Origin of the sequence: Planktothrix prolifica NIVA-CYA 540 (assembly GCF_963864145.1) — a bacterium.
Lineage (GTDB): Bacteria > Cyanobacteriota > Cyanobacteriia > Cyanobacteriales > Microcoleaceae > Planktothrix > Planktothrix agardhii.
The window spans coordinates 2,384,226-2,402,796 of sequence record NZ_CAWLTW010000001.1 but is presented as its reverse complement, the minus strand read 5'-3'; the positions used below and the strand labels follow the sequence as shown (position 1 = coordinate 2,402,796).

12 protein-coding genes and 1 pseudogene are annotated in these 18,571 nt (G+C 39.9%); 4 read left to right on the top strand and 9 right to left on the bottom strand.

Annotation, left to right across the window (positions count from 1 at the left end):
• Positions 1–103: 103 nt before the first annotated feature.
• Positions 104–4,459, bottom strand: a complete 4,356-nt coding sequence (locus tag AC559H_RS10995) for a Calx-beta domain-containing protein (RefSeq protein WP_026798497.1) — start codon at positions 4,457–4,459, stop codon at positions 104–106.
• A 412-nt stretch (positions 4,460–4,871) separates the two neighbouring features.
• Between AC559H_RS10995 and AC559H_RS10990 the strand changes: the two genes are divergently transcribed.
• Positions 4,872–5,057 (top strand): hypothetical protein, encoded by a 186-nt coding sequence (locus AC559H_RS10990; RefSeq protein WP_036832366.1) that lies wholly within the window; start codon positions 4,872–4,874, stop codon positions 5,055–5,057.
• A 20-nt stretch (positions 5,058–5,077) separates the two neighbouring features.
• Here AC559H_RS10990 and AC559H_RS10985 read toward each other — a convergent pair whose 3' ends face one another.
• Together AC559H_RS10985 and cpcD/petH are read right to left on the bottom strand one after the other, a co-directional pair.
• Entirely contained in the window at positions 5,078–6,031 is a 954-nt protein-coding gene (locus AC559H_RS10985) for a GDSL-type esterase/lipase family protein (RefSeq protein WP_036832364.1), read from the bottom strand.
• Between the two features lie 303 nt (positions 6,032–6,334).
• Positions 6,335–7,537 (bottom strand): bifunctional rod-capping linker CpcD/ferredoxin--NADP reductase PetH, encoded by a 1,203-nt coding sequence (cpcD/petH, locus tag AC559H_RS10980; RefSeq protein WP_026794586.1) that lies wholly within the window; start codon positions 7,535–7,537, stop codon positions 6,335–6,337.
• A gap of 282 nt (positions 7,538–7,819) precedes the next feature.
• Here cpcD/petH and AC559H_RS10975 point away from each other — a divergent pair, with 282 nt between their 5' ends.
• Complete coding sequence (locus AC559H_RS10975) at positions 7,820–8,620, top strand: sulfite exporter TauE/SafE family protein (protein WP_173400987.1); 801 nt, start codon at positions 7,820–7,822, stop codon at positions 8,618–8,620.
• A 29-nt stretch (positions 8,621–8,649) separates the two neighbouring features.
• On the opposite strand, the gene AC559H_RS10970 is transcribed toward AC559H_RS10975, so the two are convergent.
• The 4 genes and pseudogenes from AC559H_RS10970 to AC559H_RS10955 form a co-directional block, all read right to left on the bottom strand.
• Positions 8,650–9,459 (bottom strand): tetratricopeptide repeat protein, encoded by an 810-nt coding sequence (locus AC559H_RS10970; RefSeq protein WP_026794585.1) that lies wholly within the window; start codon positions 9,457–9,459, stop codon positions 8,650–8,652.
• A 388-nt stretch (positions 9,460–9,847) separates the two neighbouring features.
• Positions 9,848–12,415: a leucine--tRNA ligase gene (leuS, locus tag AC559H_RS10965; RefSeq protein WP_026794584.1), complete on the bottom strand. Its 2,568-nt coding sequence runs from the start codon at positions 12,413–12,415 to the stop codon at positions 9,848–9,850.
• Positions 12,416–12,732: 317 nt separating this feature from the next.
• Complete coding sequence (locus tag AC559H_RS10960; RefSeq protein ID WP_026794583.1) at positions 12,733–13,554, bottom strand: DUF3800 domain-containing protein; 822 nt, start codon at positions 13,552–13,554, stop codon at positions 12,733–12,735.
• Between the two features lie 428 nt (positions 13,555–13,982).
• Positions 13,983–15,274, bottom strand: a pseudogene (locus tag AC559H_RS10955) (carotenoid oxygenase family protein).
• A gap of 110 nt (positions 15,275–15,384) precedes the next feature.
• Between AC559H_RS10955 and AC559H_RS10950 the strand changes: the two are divergent.
• Both AC559H_RS10950 and AC559H_RS10945 read left to right on the top strand, forming a co-directional pair.
• The gene (locus AC559H_RS10950) at positions 15,385–15,888 is read left to right on the top strand and encodes a hypothetical protein (RefSeq protein WP_026788793.1); all 504 of its coding nucleotides are present in this window, start codon (positions 15,385–15,387) and stop codon (positions 15,886–15,888) included.
• A 95-nt stretch (positions 15,889–15,983) separates the two neighbouring features.
• The gene (locus AC559H_RS10945) at positions 15,984–16,475 is read left to right on the top strand and encodes a YajQ family cyclic di-GMP-binding protein (RefSeq protein ID WP_026788794.1); all 492 of its coding nucleotides are present in this window, start codon (positions 15,984–15,986) and stop codon (positions 16,473–16,475) included.
• A gap of 69 nt (positions 16,476–16,544) precedes the next feature.
• Here AC559H_RS10945 and AC559H_RS10940 read toward each other — a convergent pair whose 3' ends face one another.
• Positions 16,545–17,498 carry an Rpn family recombination-promoting nuclease/putative transposase gene (locus AC559H_RS10940; RefSeq protein WP_026794582.1) on the bottom strand — a complete coding sequence of 318 codons (954 nt, stop codon included), beginning with the start codon at positions 17,496–17,498 and terminating at the stop codon, positions 16,545–16,547.
• Positions 17,499–17,551: 53 nt separating this feature from the next.
• A complete protein-coding gene (locus AC559H_RS10935; RefSeq protein ID WP_026794581.1) occupies positions 17,552–18,505 on the bottom strand; it encodes an Rpn family recombination-promoting nuclease/putative transposase in 954 nt (317 codons plus the stop codon).
• Between the last annotated feature and the right edge of the window lie 66 nt (positions 18,506–18,571).

Sequence of the window (18,571 nt, the reverse complement as noted above, 5' to 3'; positions counted from 1 at the left end):
GGGGCTAGGGGGGAGGGAACAGGGGGGAAATACTTCACCGTCTGGGTTCTAAGATCCGTCAGGTGTCCTAACTGCCTTGGCGGTTGCTATAACTAATAACTGATTAAAACAGTTGGGACTCAAAGGCTCCGATATCAATAATGTTATTGATGATCCGGTTAAAGCCTGCCCCCCGTTGATCAAATTGTCCAGGGTCAGTATAGGGGGCAATAAAGCTATTACTTCCCTTGTTAATAGCAAGACTGGTACTAGCTAGAGCCAAGGTTGGTGTAGTGCCACCGTTATTTTGTAAGGGACTGAGTAAGGGATCGATTGGGGCGACCGCACTGCCGACAACATCATTTTTAACCCCATCGACTAAACCCTCTCCTCCAGTTCCGTCTCCAATTAGGTTATTGCCGCCACTCTTGAAGGCAAATTCAATGGACGCTCCAACATCGGGGTTAAGGGGGGAGGTGTTACTAGCAATAATTGTGTTTTTCAGGTTGGCTACCCCCCCAATATTCCTTACCCCGCCACTGTTTCCGCTCGCATTATTGAAGGCAATTGTGCTATTAGTAATCGTCAAGTCCGCAACGGAGTTAAACACGCCGCCACCGATCATACCTTTATTGTTAGCAATCGTGCTATTAATAATTTGGACTTGACCATCAATCACAATAATTCCACCACCGTTGCTACCTATGTTATTGCTGATGGTACTATTTTGAACAGTAAGTTGGCCGGAGTTGGCGATCGCCCCCCCATTATTCGCCTGGTTTCCATCTAGCCAACTATCGAGAACCTTAACCTTACTGGTAGAAGACGTAATATTAATCGCACCGCCCCGACTACCTGTGGTGGTACTACTGGTATTGGGTATCGTTCCGGCGGGGAAACCATTGCTCAGTTTCAATTCTTCAAAGGTAACATTCCCGCCATTAACAGTGAAAACATTGTAGTCCCCCCCCGTATCTCGACGAATAGTCAGCTTATCGGCTCCTGGCCCATCAAAAATTACATCGCTACCGATACCGGGTAAAGCCCCTGCCAGATTAATCACCCCAGAAGCGGCTTTGTCAACAAAGGTAATCGTATCTTCTCCGGGTAGAATTCCAGCATTGAGAATCGCCTGACGTAATGAACCTTCTAGGGTGGCATAGTCTTCGGGGGCTTGACTCTTAGTATCCCCTAGTTGAGTCACGGCGGTATCATTGGCCAGAATCGTCACCTGTGCCGTATTTTCTTTGGGATTAATCTTATAGTTCCCGTCCGCTAAGACTAGGGTTAAAGATTCATCAGCTTCGGCTTGGACATCATTAATGGGAGTCAAGATGATATCCATACTGGCTTGATTGTTGGGAAGGGTAACAGTAGCGGTGGAGTTACCTGTGACCGCTACGGTTTGACCCGTTGAGGTGCTCAGGGTATAGTCCGCCGGGCTAATTTTATCGGGTTCTAGGGTGAGGTTGATGGTTAAATTCCCAAAGGTATCCGGGGCGCGACTAATCCGATAAATTCCATTTTTGGGCTGTTCATTGGGGACTTTTGTGGTGACAGGTTCCGTGGCTATTGCTTCTACCGTGGTTAAACTGAGGGTGGCTTTGTCGTCATCTTTGATGGTAACGGTACTGGTAGGGATATTATTTCCATCTTGTCCGTTTTTGTTAAAATTGGCAAAGGAGAGTCCAAAGCTGCGGTCAGGTTGCACCAGGGTGTTCCCGATAATACCAAGGGGGACAATTTGTTTGTCTTGGTTAATAGCAAATTGAATTCTTTGTGGCCCTGGTGTAAAGTCCGTATTAGCGATCGCGGTATCACTGGTAAATACCACATCCACACTAGAGGTTTGAGTAATATCTCCTGAGCGAAGCACCTGAACTTCATTAAACAGGTTCGTGATGTCTCCTTCATCTAAGCTGTAGTTATTCTGGGTAAAGTTATAGGTTGGTGGGGAATCATCATCTTCAATGATTAGAGCCGCCTGCGGGACTGTGGTTCCAGATTGTCCATCGTTATCGAAGCCAGAAAAGGACAGAACTACAGTTTCGGTAGATTCGGATATTTGATCCCCTTTAATCGTAACTGGTATCGTTTTGCTAATTTCTCCCGGTGCAAATTGCACCGGGATGGTACTCGGAGTAAAATCCTCTCCCGGGGTCGCTCCATTTTGGGCAGCCGGGTTTAAGTCCACCGTCACCGAGGAGTTAATATCAACCTTTCCTGAGCGAATAATAGTAATTTCACTGTAGGTAATATCATTATTCCCTTCCCGAATCCGATAAGTATTAGTGGTGAAGTCGTAGGTCGGAACATTATCATCATCAATCACCAGTAACTCTGAGGTGGGATGGATATTTCCCACTAAAGCCCCTAGGGGGGGATTGAGGGAGAGATTCAGGGTTCGGTTTTGATTGGGTGTGAGGTTGCCCAGAATAGTGATCGGGACGGTTTGGGTGATTTGTCCCGGGGTGAAGTTCACGGTGATTGGCCCGGGAACAAAATCTACATTGGGGATAGCATTGACCCCAGTGACATTGACTGAGACGGAGGAGTTGACATTAATATCCCCAGAACGATCAATTTCTACCAGTTGGGTAATATTAGTTGAGTTACCTTCAAGGGTTTTGAATAGGGGTTCTTTGAAATCATAAGTAGTGGGGCCATCGTCGTCATTAATAATTAAGTTGGTTGTAGGATAAAGGGTTCCAGCCTGTCCGGTGGGTAGAAAACCGTCCGGTGCAAAAGAGAGGATAATTATTTCTGAAGGTTCAATAACATCATCACCAATGATCGGGATTTGGAAGGTATTCTCGGTCTGACCGGGGGCAAATTGGAGGACGATTTCCGTGGGTTCAACATCAACTCCAGGTGTTCCGCCATTCTGTCCGGCGGGGGTGAGGAGAATCTTGACACTTGATTGCTGACTGGTATCAAAAGTACGATTAACCGTAATAGTAGCTTGCCCAGGATTGCCAGGATCACCCTCAAAGATGGAAAATTTAGATTGACTAAAGTTATAAACCGGGGGTTTGGGCGGGAGATCTTCGCTCTGGATACTGGCTACGGCGGTGGATTGTTGAGGATTAGCGGTGTATAAAAAGCCGGATTCTCTTAAGGTGATATCGATAGTTAGGGGGTCTTCTTCAAATTTATCGTTGTTGATCGGGGCGAGTTTGAGGGTGGCGATGGTACTATTTGCTGGGAAGGAAACGCTACCCCCTGTATTCGTAAAGGTTTCGTTATCAATAACGGTATAGTTTTCCCCTAGTTTTGCTGTTCCTCCTACGGCGAAGTTAACGTTAATGGGTAGGTCTAGGGAACCTCCCGCCCGTGTAAAGGTATAAACAAAGTTTTCTTGGCTATTTTCCAGAATAGTAGAGGGAGCAACGGACAGACTAATCGTGGAGGGAAAGGGCCCGATGGGAAAAACGATCGGCGGTTTTGAATCTATGGGCGGGACAGTTCCCGGTGAACTACTATCATTGTCTTGTAGGGTAATAACAATTGCCTGAGATTCTCCTAGGGTAGCTCCTCCCGTGGGATTGGCTAGGGTTAATTTAAAGATTTCATTCGGTTCGGCTTCCCGATCATCAATAACGGTGAGGGGAATAGGAACAATTTTGAAAGTTTCGTAAGGTTTGAAAATGACTTCTATGGGTTCTAGGCTAACGTCACTAGCCGTGGCGGTATCGAGTTGTAGTTCCAGTTTGGCACTTACCGTATTAAAAGGAGAACCTGCTCGTTGAACGTTGACAAATAGGGCTGGTGTTTCGCCTTCTTTGACTACCAAGGAATTATTATTGGTAAACTCAATAACGGGTGTAAGGCTTTCGATTGATTGGGTAAAGTTGGCTTGATTATTAAGGGTTGTAGCTTGAGTTTCCTGAATAATAATCAGTTTTTGATTGCTGATCTTATCTTCAATTACGGTATCATTTCCCACTTGAACAAACCGCAAATCAGCAAATTTTAATTCCTTAGTTAATCCAATTAAATCGACTCCAACTCTAAAATCAGTAATACTATCAACTTCAGTATCTATCAGTTCTCGACCAATTACAAATACATCGGAACCTCCGCCTCCGGTGAGTTCATTTTTCCCGCTTCCGCTATAAAGTAGGTCGTTTCCTCTATCTCCAAATAGTTGATCATTTCCACTACTATCAAATAGGGTATCGTTACCCTGTCCACCATAAAGGAGGTCGTCACCGTCACCGCCATTGAGTTGATCATCCCCATTATTGCCATAGGCAATATCATTCCCTGCTTCTCCTTCGAGGGTATCATTTCCCAGATCCCCAAACATCAGATCATTCCCATTACCCCCAGACAGTAAATCCTGATCCTGACCTCCATTTAGAGTATCGTTTTCGCCTAATCCATTCAGGGTATCGTTTCCAGCAAATCCTAAGATTTCATCGGGTTCGGGTGTCCCAGCTAGGAAATCATCGCTCGCGGTGCCAATAAGTTGTGCCATATCTAAAAATCTAATTTAAGTGAGTAATTGATTTTAGGCTTTAACTGAGTCAAGTATCATTTTTCTGTATTTCATGATACAAAATACGAATTAACTCCAGTCTGGTGCATCCTGTCCCTAGGTTAGTGAGTCCTGTGCTGAAATATTTCCCTCTAATAGAAATTTTGTTAACACTACAGAGCTTACCCATAAGTGCCATTTTTGTTAACAAATCTCAATATTGGAATGATTAGCGGTCAGTCGTTTAGTTGCCTCCCATCTTCCTCGATCTGTAACGAACTGTAAAGATTATCCCCAAAACCGTTAAACTTCGTTGCGGGATCGTACAGTCTGGCAAAAGACGTGATACCTTCTACCTAGTGACGAAAAAACACAGTTAAGCGTAAAGGGAGAAAAACCTGTGAAGTTAGAGATGGGATACTCAACGGTTTCTGATCAGCAAGGCGTAAGTGCTTATGTGGCAGATTTACAACTGCACATGACGTTACAAGCTCGTAATTTAGTTCCCAACCTGACGATAGCTCGTGATTCTCGTGAGCAAATGCTACAACAAACTCAGGCGGACTTGGAAAAATTTGTTTCTCGCCAAACTCTCTAGTCGGTTTGGAATATCCGCTTTTAGATAAGTTGGGGGATTTCGATTGACTGATCTGGAGGGAGAACCTCTGATATTAGGTTATTGCGGATGGAGATTAAATCGCAATAATCGAAATCCTGTTGTCCTAATGTTTTTAGGGTGATTTTTTCTAGGGTATCTCCAGGTTTGACTTTATAGGAAACCCAACGGTAGGACTGTCCATTTAAGGGAAGTTCTGATGATTTTTGTAACCATTTTTGATAGTTATGATCTCGATTTTTGGATAGGCGAGACTCGGTTTGTTTGAGGGCAAATTGCCAAACTTTGTAACCTTCTGGACTCAGGTGTAAACCATCGGTTGTTAATTCAGAGCGGATATTTCCCTGGGTATTGGTAAATCGTTGATGAAAGTCTAAATAGATGCTTCCCTGGTCGTTAACTTGTTGGGCTAACTTTTGATTTAGTTCTTTAATTAAAGAATTTGGAATCGAAAAACTTAGAGTTTCTGTTGGTAATTGAGTCGGAAAAATAGATTGAACTAAAATTTGAGTTTCAGGATAATTTTTTTGTAAATAATCTAAGATTTTTTGATGGTTTTCTAATATCTCTACAACGGGAACTTGCCTTTTTAAATCATTAATTCCAGCTAAAATATAAATATTATTAGGATTATTCTTAGCAAAAATATCCAGACGTTTTAAAATTCCGCTTGTCGTATCTCCTGAAATCCCTTGATTTAACCATAATGCTTCCGATGGTAATAAATTATTAGGAAACCACATACTTAGGGAATCTCCTAATAAAATATTCAGACGAGATGAATCAGAATTTTTGGCAATTTTATCTTGGATTAAATCAGATTCTTGCTTTAATATATCCAGCCAATCTTGATAATTTAGCTGATCAATTTCATCATCTAAATTAGTATAAATTTGACTTTTATGCAGAGCAAAAAGTCGCTTTTGGTACATTTCAATGCCAGTTTTTGGGATCATAAAATAATCAGTTATCAGTCATCAGTCATCAGTTATCAGTCATCAGTCATCAGTCATCAGTCATCAGTCATCAGTCATCAGTTATCAGTTATTAGTTATTATAGTAAATAATTGATTTTAATTTGTCAGTTAACAGTTGTCATTGAATAACTATTTTTAAGTTAACTACAATAAGCAGTTAACTTAAAACAGTTAAGAACCAGTTTATAATCGGTGATTTTCAACTTAAATAAATTATTAACCTGGCAACTGATAACTGGTAACTGTTAACTGATAACTGGTAACTGATAACTGATAACTGATTTAGTAGGTTTCAACGTGCCAACGATGTCCCTTTTTGAGTGTTTTCTGGTAATCACTCCAGTTAACATCGGATTTACCCGCAGCCGAAGTCATGCCTTCGTCAATACCGCCTTCCATACCTTTAAGGCCACAAATATAGGTATGGGTATTATCTTTCTGAACTAATTTCCACAGTTCATCGGCATTTTCCTTAATCCGATCTTGAATATACATTCTGCCACCTTCGGGATTTTGTTCTTCACGACTGATGGCATAGGTCAAGCGGAAGTTATCAGGAAATTCCCGTTGTAACTGTTCCAATTCTTCTTTATACAGAATATTGGCGGTGTAGGGAATACCAAAGAATAGCCAAGCTAAACCCTTGAATTTGTAGTCTTCATGTTGTTCTTTGAACATCCGCCATAGGAAAGCCCGGAAAGGTGCAATACCCGTACCCGTTGCCATCATCACCACCGTAGCTTCTTCGTCATCAGGGAGTAACATTTCCTTACCCACTGGCCCGGTAATCGTCACATCTGCTCCCATTTCTAAATTGCACAGATGGGTCGAACAAACGCCATAGACGGTTTCTCCGGTTTCAGGATGTTTGTATTCCAGTTGACGAACACACAGGGAAACGGTTTTATCATCGAGTTTGTCACCATGACGAGTAGAGGCAATGGAATACAGTCTTAACTTATGGGATTTGCCTTTGTTATCTTTTCCGGGAGGAATAATCCCAATACTTTGACCTTCAACATAGCGTAAGTCCCCACCGGAAAGGTCAAAGGTAAGGTGACGGACAGTGCCCGCACCCCCTTCACTTACGAGTTCATAGTTCTCGATACATTTCCCAATATAGGGACTGTTCGGACGATAGATATTAACGGGAATTTCCGTTTTAGCCTTGGTTTCAGTCATGGGCTTGCTTTTTTCTTCAGATGGTTGACTCTGCTGTCCATGGACGGTAGTTTCGGTGGTTGCAGCTTGAGGTTCACCTGCGGGGCGAATATTGACAATTTTCCCCCCCAATCGAGCAATCCGACGCATTTCTTGATTCATGCGCTCGTAGGGGACAGTGATATAAACGACACCACTGCGACGAATCGGGAAGTTGAGTTTGTCTGTATTTTCCCCTTGTCGGAGTCCCTCCACTTCAAAGATAAAGACACGGCCGTTAGCTCCTGTCTTGGTTGCAACACCAGTTCCACTCTTGAGATACATTCGTTGGTTCTCCCTTATAATACCTAAGCTCTTAACTAACAAAATGTGACGAATACATCACTTGCCAGTTTTTTTAACGTGCGATGGACGGAAACAGTTAAATATTACTTTTCCCTCTCAAACTGGCTTGAGGGCCGTCACTGTTGTCAATTTGCACTTTGCACTATTTTACAGCTTAGTGTTCATCGGCTAATCGGAATTAATCACAGTTTGGGAGAAGCGTGCTTTGAAAATTTGTGCCACAATACATTCGGCCTATTGCTTGAAACTGGATATTTTTTGATGATCATGGGGATTCTACCTTGGGTATTATTAGCAATATTGGGACTAGCCGCGGGAACAACGGCCGGATTACTCGGTATTGGTGGGGGAATGTTAGTTGTCCCTGGGTTATTTTATATTTTTAATTTAATGGACTTTCCGCCCGATTTGGTGATGCACAGTGCGATCGCCACTTCGATGAGTATAATGACTTTTACGGCGACTGCTTCGATTGTGGCACACCATTCTAAAGGAGATGTGCAATGGGGAGTTTTTTGGAAAATTATTCCGGGGATTTTATTAGGTGTTTTATTAGGTGCTTTATTAGATCATACTTTATCCAGTGCTTTACTTAAAATTATTTTCGGATTATTTTTATTATTGATTTCTGTTAAACTATTGTTAGATTTTAAACCTCAAGTACAATCAGAATCCTTACCAAGATTAGCTATAATCAACGCCGTTGGGTTGGGAATCGGTTTTAAGTCAGGACTCCTAGGAGTTGGAGGTGGCGCAATTAGTGTTCCTTTTTTAATTTATTGTGGATTACCTATGTATGAAGTCGTGGGAACATCTTCATCCTTTAGTTTACCAATTTCTATTTTAGGAACTCTGGCTTTTCTATTATCTTCCCATGGTGATTCTTTTCTACCTGGATTTATTGGATATATTTACTGGCCAGCATTATTATTAATCGCCCCATTTACAATTTTAGGAGCTTTTTTAGGGACATCACTTTCCCATTTAATTTCAGGGGAAAAATTACGGATGGCTTTTGCTTTATTTTTATTATTCATTAGTTTAAATATGTTATTGACTTAAACCCAGAGACTGAAGCACCCGATAAGTTTTTATTCGTTGATAAATTCAGCTTCACAGATAGTTGAGTCCCTTTGTTCTAGGTCTTCAGCATCCCATAATCCATTTAGAAATGTAGTATAAAAATATTCTCCCCCATGTTGCATATCAACTTTAGGAGAGTTTTTAGAATAGGGAGTAGGATCGGAAATCCCCCGTTGTGCTTGATAATGAATATAGGTATCTGAATTTACACACATTACATGATAAAAGTCTTTATTCGCGCCGGGTTCATCTCCTAGCTTATAACGAGATAAACCTCGATTCAAATAGGCTTTAATAAAGTTGGGGTCAATATTTATAACTTGATCAAAATCATCAATTGCAGCTTGATATTGTTTTAAATTATGGTGAACACAACCTCGATTATAATAGGTTTTATGATTCTCAGGATTTAAAGATAGAGCTTGATTGTAATTATTAATGGCATCTTGATATTGTCCTGATTGGGCGATCGCTAATCCCAAATTATTATAAACCGCATCACTTTTGGGATTAAAACTTAGGGCGATTTTAAAATCTTGAATCGCTTTTTCATATTTGCCTAAATGTCTCCAAGCATTGCCTCGATTCAAATAAGCATCGGGTAACTTAGGTTCAAGTTGTAGAGCTTTTGTTAAATCACCAACCGCTTTTTGATAATCTTTCAAATAATAATAAATTAGACCCCGATTATTATAAGCACTGGCATAATTAGGGTTTAATTGAATCACTTGATTAAAATCTTTTAAAGCACCCTGATAATTACCTTGGCGTGCTTTTGTTAAACCTTGTTCATAAAATCGTTTATTATTATTAAACATGGAACTCCCTTTTAGTAAATTAAACTCAGTTGATTTTTATAGAAATATTAAATTTGATTAACAACAGGCAAACCCTACTTAAATCTAGGATTATGCTTTGAGCTTGATTTTCTCAGTCTGGGCAAAAATTCCTTTGTACTTCCCCATTGTCCATGATATCAAATTGAGAATTTATAGCGCTAGGGAACAGGGAACGCCGGATCTGGGAACAGCCCCCCCAAACCTGCCGTGCACGGGGGGCTAGGGGGGGAGTGAACAGGGTGGAGGATGTGTAATTAATTTTGTTTAGGTACTTACCCAACCTAATCCCTGATTTATTTATTCTGAATAAAAAACCCCCAAACCGGAAAAGTTTGGAGGCATCTTAAAGTATTTTAACCATTCTAGGTTAAACGACCACAAAATTAACTAATTTTCCTGGGACAACAATCACTTTTTTAATGGTTTTATCCCCAATATGACGTTGACTAACTTCAGAATTTCGGGCATATTCTTCTAAAGTTTGGTGATTGGCGGTTGCTGGTACTTGCAGCGTGCCGCGGGTTTTTCCATTAATTTGAATCACTAAGGTAATTTCATCAACTACCAAGGCTTCTGGCTCATGCTCAGGCCATATTTGAGTATGAATTGAACCCGTTTTTCCAATTATTTGCCATAATTCCTCCGCAATATGGGGGGCAAAAGGTGCTAATAATTTCAACAGGGTTTCAATGCCTTCAGAATAAACGATAGACTCCTGACAATTCGCTTCTGATAAAGCATTACTGAGTTTCATCAATTCAGATACCGCCGTATTAAATTGATAGTCTCCGTTTAAATCCTCGCTGACCTCCTTAATAGCGGTATGAATTGCCCGCTTTAAGTCTTTTTCAACTTTACTTAATTCCCGATTCTTAGGTTTAGAAGTCACAATTTCAGTAAATTCTGTGACAATTCTCCAAACTCGATTTAAGAAGCGAAATTGTCCTTCAACATCGGCATCATCCCATTCTAAATCCTTCTCAGGAGGAGCTTTAAATAGAATAAACATTCGAGCGGTATCGGCCCCATATTTGCCCATCACTTCTAACGGGTCAACCCCATTATATTTAGATTTAGACATCTTCTCATAAAAGACTTCTAACTTTTCTCCCGTTGTCGGATCTTGGGGATTACTAGGACTAACTTGGGAGGCGGAAAAATACTTGCCCGTGGTGCGATTTTTATAGGTAATTCCCTGCACCATGCCTTGAGTTAATAACTTTTCAAACGGTTCTTTACAATGTAATAATCCGCGATCGCGCACAACTTTTGTGAAGAATCGAGAATATAATAAATGTAAAATTGCGTGTTCAATTCCTCCCACATATTGATCTACCCCCATCCAATCATTAGTAATAGCTGAATTGAATACTTGTTGATCATTTTTGGCATCAGGATAACGCAGATAATACCAAGAAGAATCAATAAAAGTATCCATGGTATCGCTTTCCCGTTTAGCAGGAGTTCCACAACTCGGACAAGGTACATTAATCCAGTCTTCTAATTGGGCTAAAGGAGATAAACCTCGACCACTAAATTTGACATTTTCTGGCAATTTTACGGGTAAATCTTGATCAGGAACAGCCACCGCCCCACAGTTCGGACAATGAATAATTGGGATCGGAGTTCCCCAATAGCGTTGACGAGAAATCAACCAATCTCTGAGGCGATATTGAATAATTCCTTTGCCATATCCTTCGTCTTCAGCATAGTTAATAATTGCTTGTTTTCCGTGTTCGGAATGTTCCCCACTAAAATTGCAGGATTCGACTAAAATTCCCGTCCCAGTATAAGCATTTGTGATAGTATCACTTTCCTCATTATCATTATCTGCATCATCAGGAACAATCACCTGTCTGATGGGTAAATTATATTGAGTAGCAAATTGAAAATCACGAAGATCATGGGCTGGAACTCCCATCACCGCGCCTGTTCCATATCCATATAAAACATAATCCGCAATCCAAATCGGAATTTCTTCTTCATTAAATGGATTAATGACTTTTCCCCCGGTAGGAACGCCACGTTTAGGTTTATCTTCTGAGGTGCGATCGGTTTGACTTTCGTTTTTTACCTCTTGAATAAATGCTTCTACGGCGGCTTTTTGTTCCGGGGTTGTTACCTGAGCAACTAAGGGATGTTCAGGGGCTAATACCACATAGGAAACCCCATAAACCGTATCGGGACGGGTGGTAAAAACCGCAATGTTTTCATCTAACCCAATGATCGGAAATTCTAACTGTGCCCCAATGGATTGTCCGATCCAGTTAGCCTGCATTAATTTAACCCGTTCCGGCCAGCCGTTTAAATGCTCTAAATCGTTGAGCAATTCGTTAGCATAGTCGGTAATTTTTAGGAACCATTGACGCAATAATTTCTGTTCAACAATAGCCCCAGAACGCCAAGAACGTCCCTCATTATCAACTTGTTCATTAGCAAGAACAGTTTGATCAATTGGGTCCCAATTCACGGCGGCTTCTTTTTGATAGGCGAGTCCACACTTATAGAATTGTAAAAACAGCCATTGTGTCCAACGGTAATATTCCGGGGAACAGGTGGTCACTTCCTTTTCCCAATCAATGGAGAACCCCAACTTTTGCAGTTGTTCCCGCATTTGGGCAATATTTTGATATGTCCATTCCGCCGGAGGAATTCCTCGGTCAATGGCGGCATTTTCGGCGGGTAGTCCAAAGGCGTCCCACCCCATAGGATGTAAGACACGATAGCCTTGCATCCGTTTGAGTCGGGCGATCACGTCGGTAATGGTATAATTGCGAACGTGACCCATGTGTAGACTCCCCGACGGATAGGGGAACATGGATAGGGCGTAAAATTTGGGCTTGTCTTTATCGGTTGGGGTTTTGTACAACCCCTGTTCTGCCCAGGTTTGTTGCCACTTTTGTTCGAGGGATGCAGGATTATATCGAGACTCCACAGCCATACTTAGTGCCGGATACGTTTTCTTATTTGTTTATTATTTTTGCATATTGGTGTTGAGTGTTGAAGGTTAACAGCGAACATTCAACCGTTAATATCCTACGGGGTTTAAGATCCGTAAAAAAATGGAGGAACTTGAGTGATGTTAATTCCAGAGAAAATGCAAATCCAAATTAATTGCATATTCTTGACCTAAATTATCAAGAACTTTTTAACTTCAGGTAAATATTTTAAACTTCCAATTATATGATATAATATAATTGTGGGCGAACGTCGGCTTCATGCCGTGTGTTTGAGTGGCTTGTCTGCTTAAACCTAGCCCACAAACCATTTTAGTTTATCCAATGATAGCGGGTTAGAATCGGTGTACCACTCTCCATAGTTCTTATTTCGCCGATCATCTAAATCCATAATCATCCTATATTTTGGAGCAAGGGGAATAAAATACTTATCTTCGTGACGCTCATATAATCTTTGTAAAGCCCATAAATAGTAATCAACAACTTGCAAGCCAGCATACTCTGATGGATAGGCTGGTTTAATAATTGTTTGATTATTTGATGGTATTTTCCATTTAGTTTCAAAATTATTTTTTGCTTGATTAATTGCTTGTTGTAGTGCTTCTTCCCGTGCCGTTTTACCACGTCTAGCAAAAACTATATGATTAATATTTGCTTTGTGTAATCTGTCTTTAAATAGTCGTTTTACCAGATCATCATATATATCATCTTGATGAATTTTTTTACTTAGTGCTTCATAAGTTTTTTGGGTTGCTGTGGCTAACTCAGCTTTGTATCTAATAGCCACAAATATTTTGAGTTCAAAAGTTTGCATTAGTTTGAATACTTCCATCCTCACATCTTGATGATCGTCTTTTGCATGAAAGGTAATTGCTGTTTTTTTAGCTGAGGTTTGCATTGAGGGAATATTTTTAAAACAGGGATCATTGCAAAGTTGTTTTCTGAGTTCTGCAAGTTCTAAAATCACCTTTTCTGGTTGAAAAATCTGGGCTACACCTACCATGAAAAATTTAGATGCTCCTGGTTGTCCTACTATAATTCTTCCTTTTTTGTCAAAAAATGTTAAATCTCCTGCTTCGTCAACGAAGTAATGATTAGTTTTTTCTTTTTCTGTCATGCGGGTTAGATAAATTTACAAGATTGATTTTTCAATAATTTTAACAAAGGTTATAGAAATTAACAATTTCAACTGAACAAGGCTGTTAATTTTTAATTGTGATTTTTTTACCTTACTCTAAATTATCCATATTACAAGGAGATTATACTAATTAAACTCTCCGAAATGTTAGAATTTCCGTAATATCAGTCAGCATAATTTGATTGGCTTTGGCTTGATTATTCATTCTAGCCATTTGGGGAGTTTGATTTTGCTGAATTCTACGGCTTGAATAAGCTTTATCGTAAATAAGATACCCAGCTAACTCCCATAAAGACAGGATGCTCAACTGGGAAGCTTTTTGTCAAATCATGTTGAGTTGGGACTTACCGATCGCCCAAACCCCATCTTGAGTTATACCCGCACCGATTCAACCTAACTATACAAACCTAAGTCGCGGGTTTCCAAGTTCCATGAAATCCATTTGGAACTACATGGGGTAATCCTAACCGACAAACAGGTTCCGTGTCTAAAGATTGAGCATCAAATATCCAAACTTCGCTGGAATTTTGCCGAGCATCATAAACAACGGTTAAAATCCAACCCTGTTGAGGATGATCAATATCTTGAACAAATATTGAGCTTTTTTTCCCACCTCTTGGGGGTTGACCGAGGGAAATTCACAATGGCGATCGCAGAGTTCTTCCAATTGTAGTAATTTACCCGTTTGAGGTTGTAATATCATCCGCCATAGGGTTGATTTAGCTAAGGTTTGAGTTTGTCCGGTGGCAACTTCTTTTAAATATTGATTGGTTTGGAAATCTTGATATCGGACAAAATCAACAATAACTGTTCCATCTCCTGCAACATAACCATTACTAAAATGCCACTGAAACCAAGGTTCGGTTTCAATCCGATTTACTAAGGTTAAATTCTGGCGATCAATAATTAAAATTTGGGTGGGGGTTTGGGGTTGCCAGGATAGGGCTTCACTAAAGGATTTCAACTGAAGAAATACGGGTAAAAGTTTTAACCGCAGTGGGGGAATTACAAAAATTAAATATTCACCCGCTAGGACAAAATCATGAATTGCAGAAATCCCATCCAGAGGAATTTTATTTTGTTGTTTGATGTTACCCGTGCGATCGCTCCGATATAAAATTAACTCAGGAGTCGGCCCCAAAATTTGCCCAAAATTAAAAATATCGCCCGTTTCTGGATCAATTTTAGGGTGAGCAGAATAGGGGGTATTTTCAGCTAAACCCTGGAGGTTGTCCAGTCCCTGGGTTTCTAAGGTTTCTAAATCTAAACTATGGGGTTGTCCCCCTTCCCATAATGCCAATAATTTATCGGGTAAAGCTAAAACTGAAGTATTCGCCGCATTTTTTAGGGGTTTACGAAAACGTTCCCAAAGGTTTCCCGAGGCTTTCATTCCATAGCCACCATAGATAAAACGGTTTTTTTGTTCTTCCTCTTGATAGCCTGCGGTTTGAACATAACGATAGACCCCGGTTGCCCCTTTTTCGGTGAAATGAACCGCTAAAATCGCCCCATCTCCATCAAACCAATGTCCGACTCGGTATCCCCCCCGTTCTAATCGTCCAGGGCCATTACGATATAAAGAACCCCTTAACCCTGGGGGGATTTTTCCCGACAAAATCCGTAGGGGCGTGGGCGAGAATTCGGTGCCGGGGGTGGTAAACTGTTGATTCCAGGTCGGTTGGGCGGTTGTTGCTGTCATAACAATCACAGTCAATGAAATTAGATAAAAACTTTAGTTGCACTCAGAATAATTGTCGCTGAATTTGCTAAAATCTACAGGATTGTCCTGATTATATTTTGTAATTATCCTTGAACCAATCTATCAATCTGCCGAAAGTAGATGACTTTTTAGAAGAATTGGCAGCCATTCAACAAACTGGCTCCAAGCGTGTTGCTTTGTTGGGTTCCCGCCATATTCCCCTAACCCATCAAAACTTGATCGAGATGATGAGTTATGCCTTGGTTTTAGAAGGCAATCATTTGATTACATCGGGTTCAACGGGAACGAACGCGGCGGCGATTCGAGGCGCAATGCGGGCTAACCCCAATTTGTTGACGGTAATTTTGCCCCAAAGCATGAAACGTCAGCCTAGGGAGTCCCGCCAGCAGTTAGAACAGGTGATTCATGTGGTGGAAAATGCTAAGGGTGATGATTTATCCCTAGCTGAAGCTAGTGGGTTTTGCAACCAACAGATTATTTCTCGGTGTCAACAGTTAATCTGTTTTGCCTACCATGATAGTGTCACCCTCCTGAGTACCTGTGAGGAAGCTGAAAATCAGCGCAAAATTGTGACGCTATTCTATTTGGATTAGTAGTTAATACCAATGTTGAATCAGTCACTCGTACAGACGCGCTCTTGGCACGTCTCTACGCTGATAATTTTCTTATTAAATAATTACAATTGACTATGGCTTCTACTTATTCATTTGATATTGTTAGTGATTTTGACCGCCAGGAATTAGTTAATGCTGTTGATCAAACCGAACGGGAAATTAAAAGCCGTTATGATTTGAAAGATACTAAGACCACCTTGGAATTAGGGGAAACTGCGATTATTGTTAATACCGATAGCGAGTTTACCCTCGATGCAATTCATACAATTTTGCAAACTAAATCCGCTAAACGTAATCTTTCTTTGAAGATTTTTGATTATGGGAAAGTAGAATCTTCCAGTGGTAATCGAGTCAGACAGGAAATTAAACTCAGAAAAGGTTTAACTCAAGAAGTATCAAAACAAATCACTAAATTAATTAAAGATGAATTTAAAAAATTACAAGCATCTATTCAGGGGGATTCTGTTAGGATTTCAGCTAAATCTAAAGATGATTTACAATTAGTAATTCAACGTCTGAAAGAAGAAGATTATCCGGCTGCATTGCAGTTTACAAACTATAGGTAAAATATACACAGTTATCTTTGATTGATACTCCACTACCTAAAGGCTAGTGGATTCTTAGTTTATTCCATTTCAATTAGGAAAATTAGTTTCTAGCCAACTGGATAAATCACCTACACTAGAAAAGTCGAAAATAGCTTCAGCCAAAGCCGATAATTGCTCTGAAGTTAGTTGTGATAAACTATCTTCTATTGATTGATTTAGTTCACCTAATTGCCGTTTTAATTGGCGTTTAATCAGATTTATTTTACCCCTTTGTTCACCAATTTGTTCACCAATTTGTATCCCTTCAGTTCGCCCTTCAGTTCGCCCTTGAGCTTTACCCAACTCAATAGCACCTATTCTTTCCCGTTCAAACTGTTCTCTTTTCTCCAAATCATCTACTTCCTCTAAACTTAAGTTTACCCGATCAGCGATCGCAAAAGCCTTCTCAATTTCTGGTACTATTAACATAGATTCTGGCACGACTTCTAAATCCGGTGCTTTGCGTAGAAAATAAAGCCATTTATCCGTAATAGTTGTTAATTCTTCCAGAGTTTTATTAAATTTTGGTAACTCCACAAATACTAATTTTAACGGACTATGTTGATAATTTACTTGTAACTCATCTTCCTTGAGCGTAAATTGTGAAATGACTTTATTGTGTTCATTAAACATGATAAAATCCGTCACCGCTACACCAATTGCTGCTCTTAATTCTGGATAAACTTCCCTTAATTTTAGTTGATTAACATACATTTTTGCCGTATTATAAAGAATCCTTTTTCCAAAAGCTGGTACATTAAACGCCTGCATTTCAATTAACACATTTTCGCCGTTATTTAGTTGAGCTTTGACATCAAAATAAGTAGTTTTTAATCCAGAAATTCTCCCTGGTGCGTAGGGATCAATAATTTCTAAAGAAGTGATGAAAGTCTCACCTTGATAGACAATTGCATTCAGGAAACTAATTAAAATATCTTGACTTTGATCCGAACCAAAGATTTTTTTAAAGGCGTAGTCTGTTTTGGGATTAATAAATTTCATAGTGTTAGTGGAAAATAATATAGGTAGGGACTTAGGTAATACCTCAGTCATGTTCAACTAGGGCAATTAGTTTCTAGCCAACTGGATAAATCACCTACACTAGAAAAGTCGAAAATAGCTTCAGCCAAAGCTGATAATTGCTCTGAAGTTAGTTGTGATAAACTATCTTCTATTGATTGATTTAGTTCACCTAATTGCCGTTGTAATAGGCGTTTAATCAGATTTATTTTACCCCTTTGTTCACCAATTTGTTCACCAATTTGTATCCCTTCAGTTCGCCCTTCAGTTCGCCCTTGAGCTTTACCCAACTCAATAGCACCTATTCTTTCCCGTTCAAACTGTTCCCGCTTCTCCAAATCATCTACTTCCTCTAAACTTAAGTTTACCCGATCAGCGATCGTAAAAGCCTTCTCAATTTCTGGTACAATTAACATAGATTCTGGCACTACTTCTAAATCCGGTGCTTTGCGTAAAAAATAAAGCCATTTATCCGTAATAGTTGTTAATTCTTCCAGAGTTTTATTAAATTTGGGTAACTCCACAAATACTAATTTTAACGGACTATGTTGATAATTTACTTGTAACTCATCTTCCTTGAGCGTAAATTGTGAAATGACTTTATTGTGTTCATTAAACATAATAAAATCCGTCACCGCTACACCAATTGCTGCTCTTAATTCTGGATAAACTTCCCCTAATTTTAGTTGATTAACATACATTTTTGCCGTATTATAAAGAATCCTTTTGCCAAAAGCTGGTACATTAAATGCCTGCATTTCAATTAACACATTTTCGCCGTTATTCAGTTGAGCCTTAACATCAAAATAAGTAGTTTTTAAACCAGAAATTCTGCCGGGGGCGTAGGGATCAATAATTTCTAAATAAGTGATGAAAGTCTCACCTTGATAGACGATTGCATTCAGAAAACTAATTAAAATATCTTGACTTTGATCGGAACCAAAGATTTTTTTAAAGGCGTAGTCTGTTTTGGGATTAATAAATTTCATAGTATCACCTGGAAATAATATAGTAAAGATTAACGCAGATGGTTATTTATATTTACTTTTTTTGAC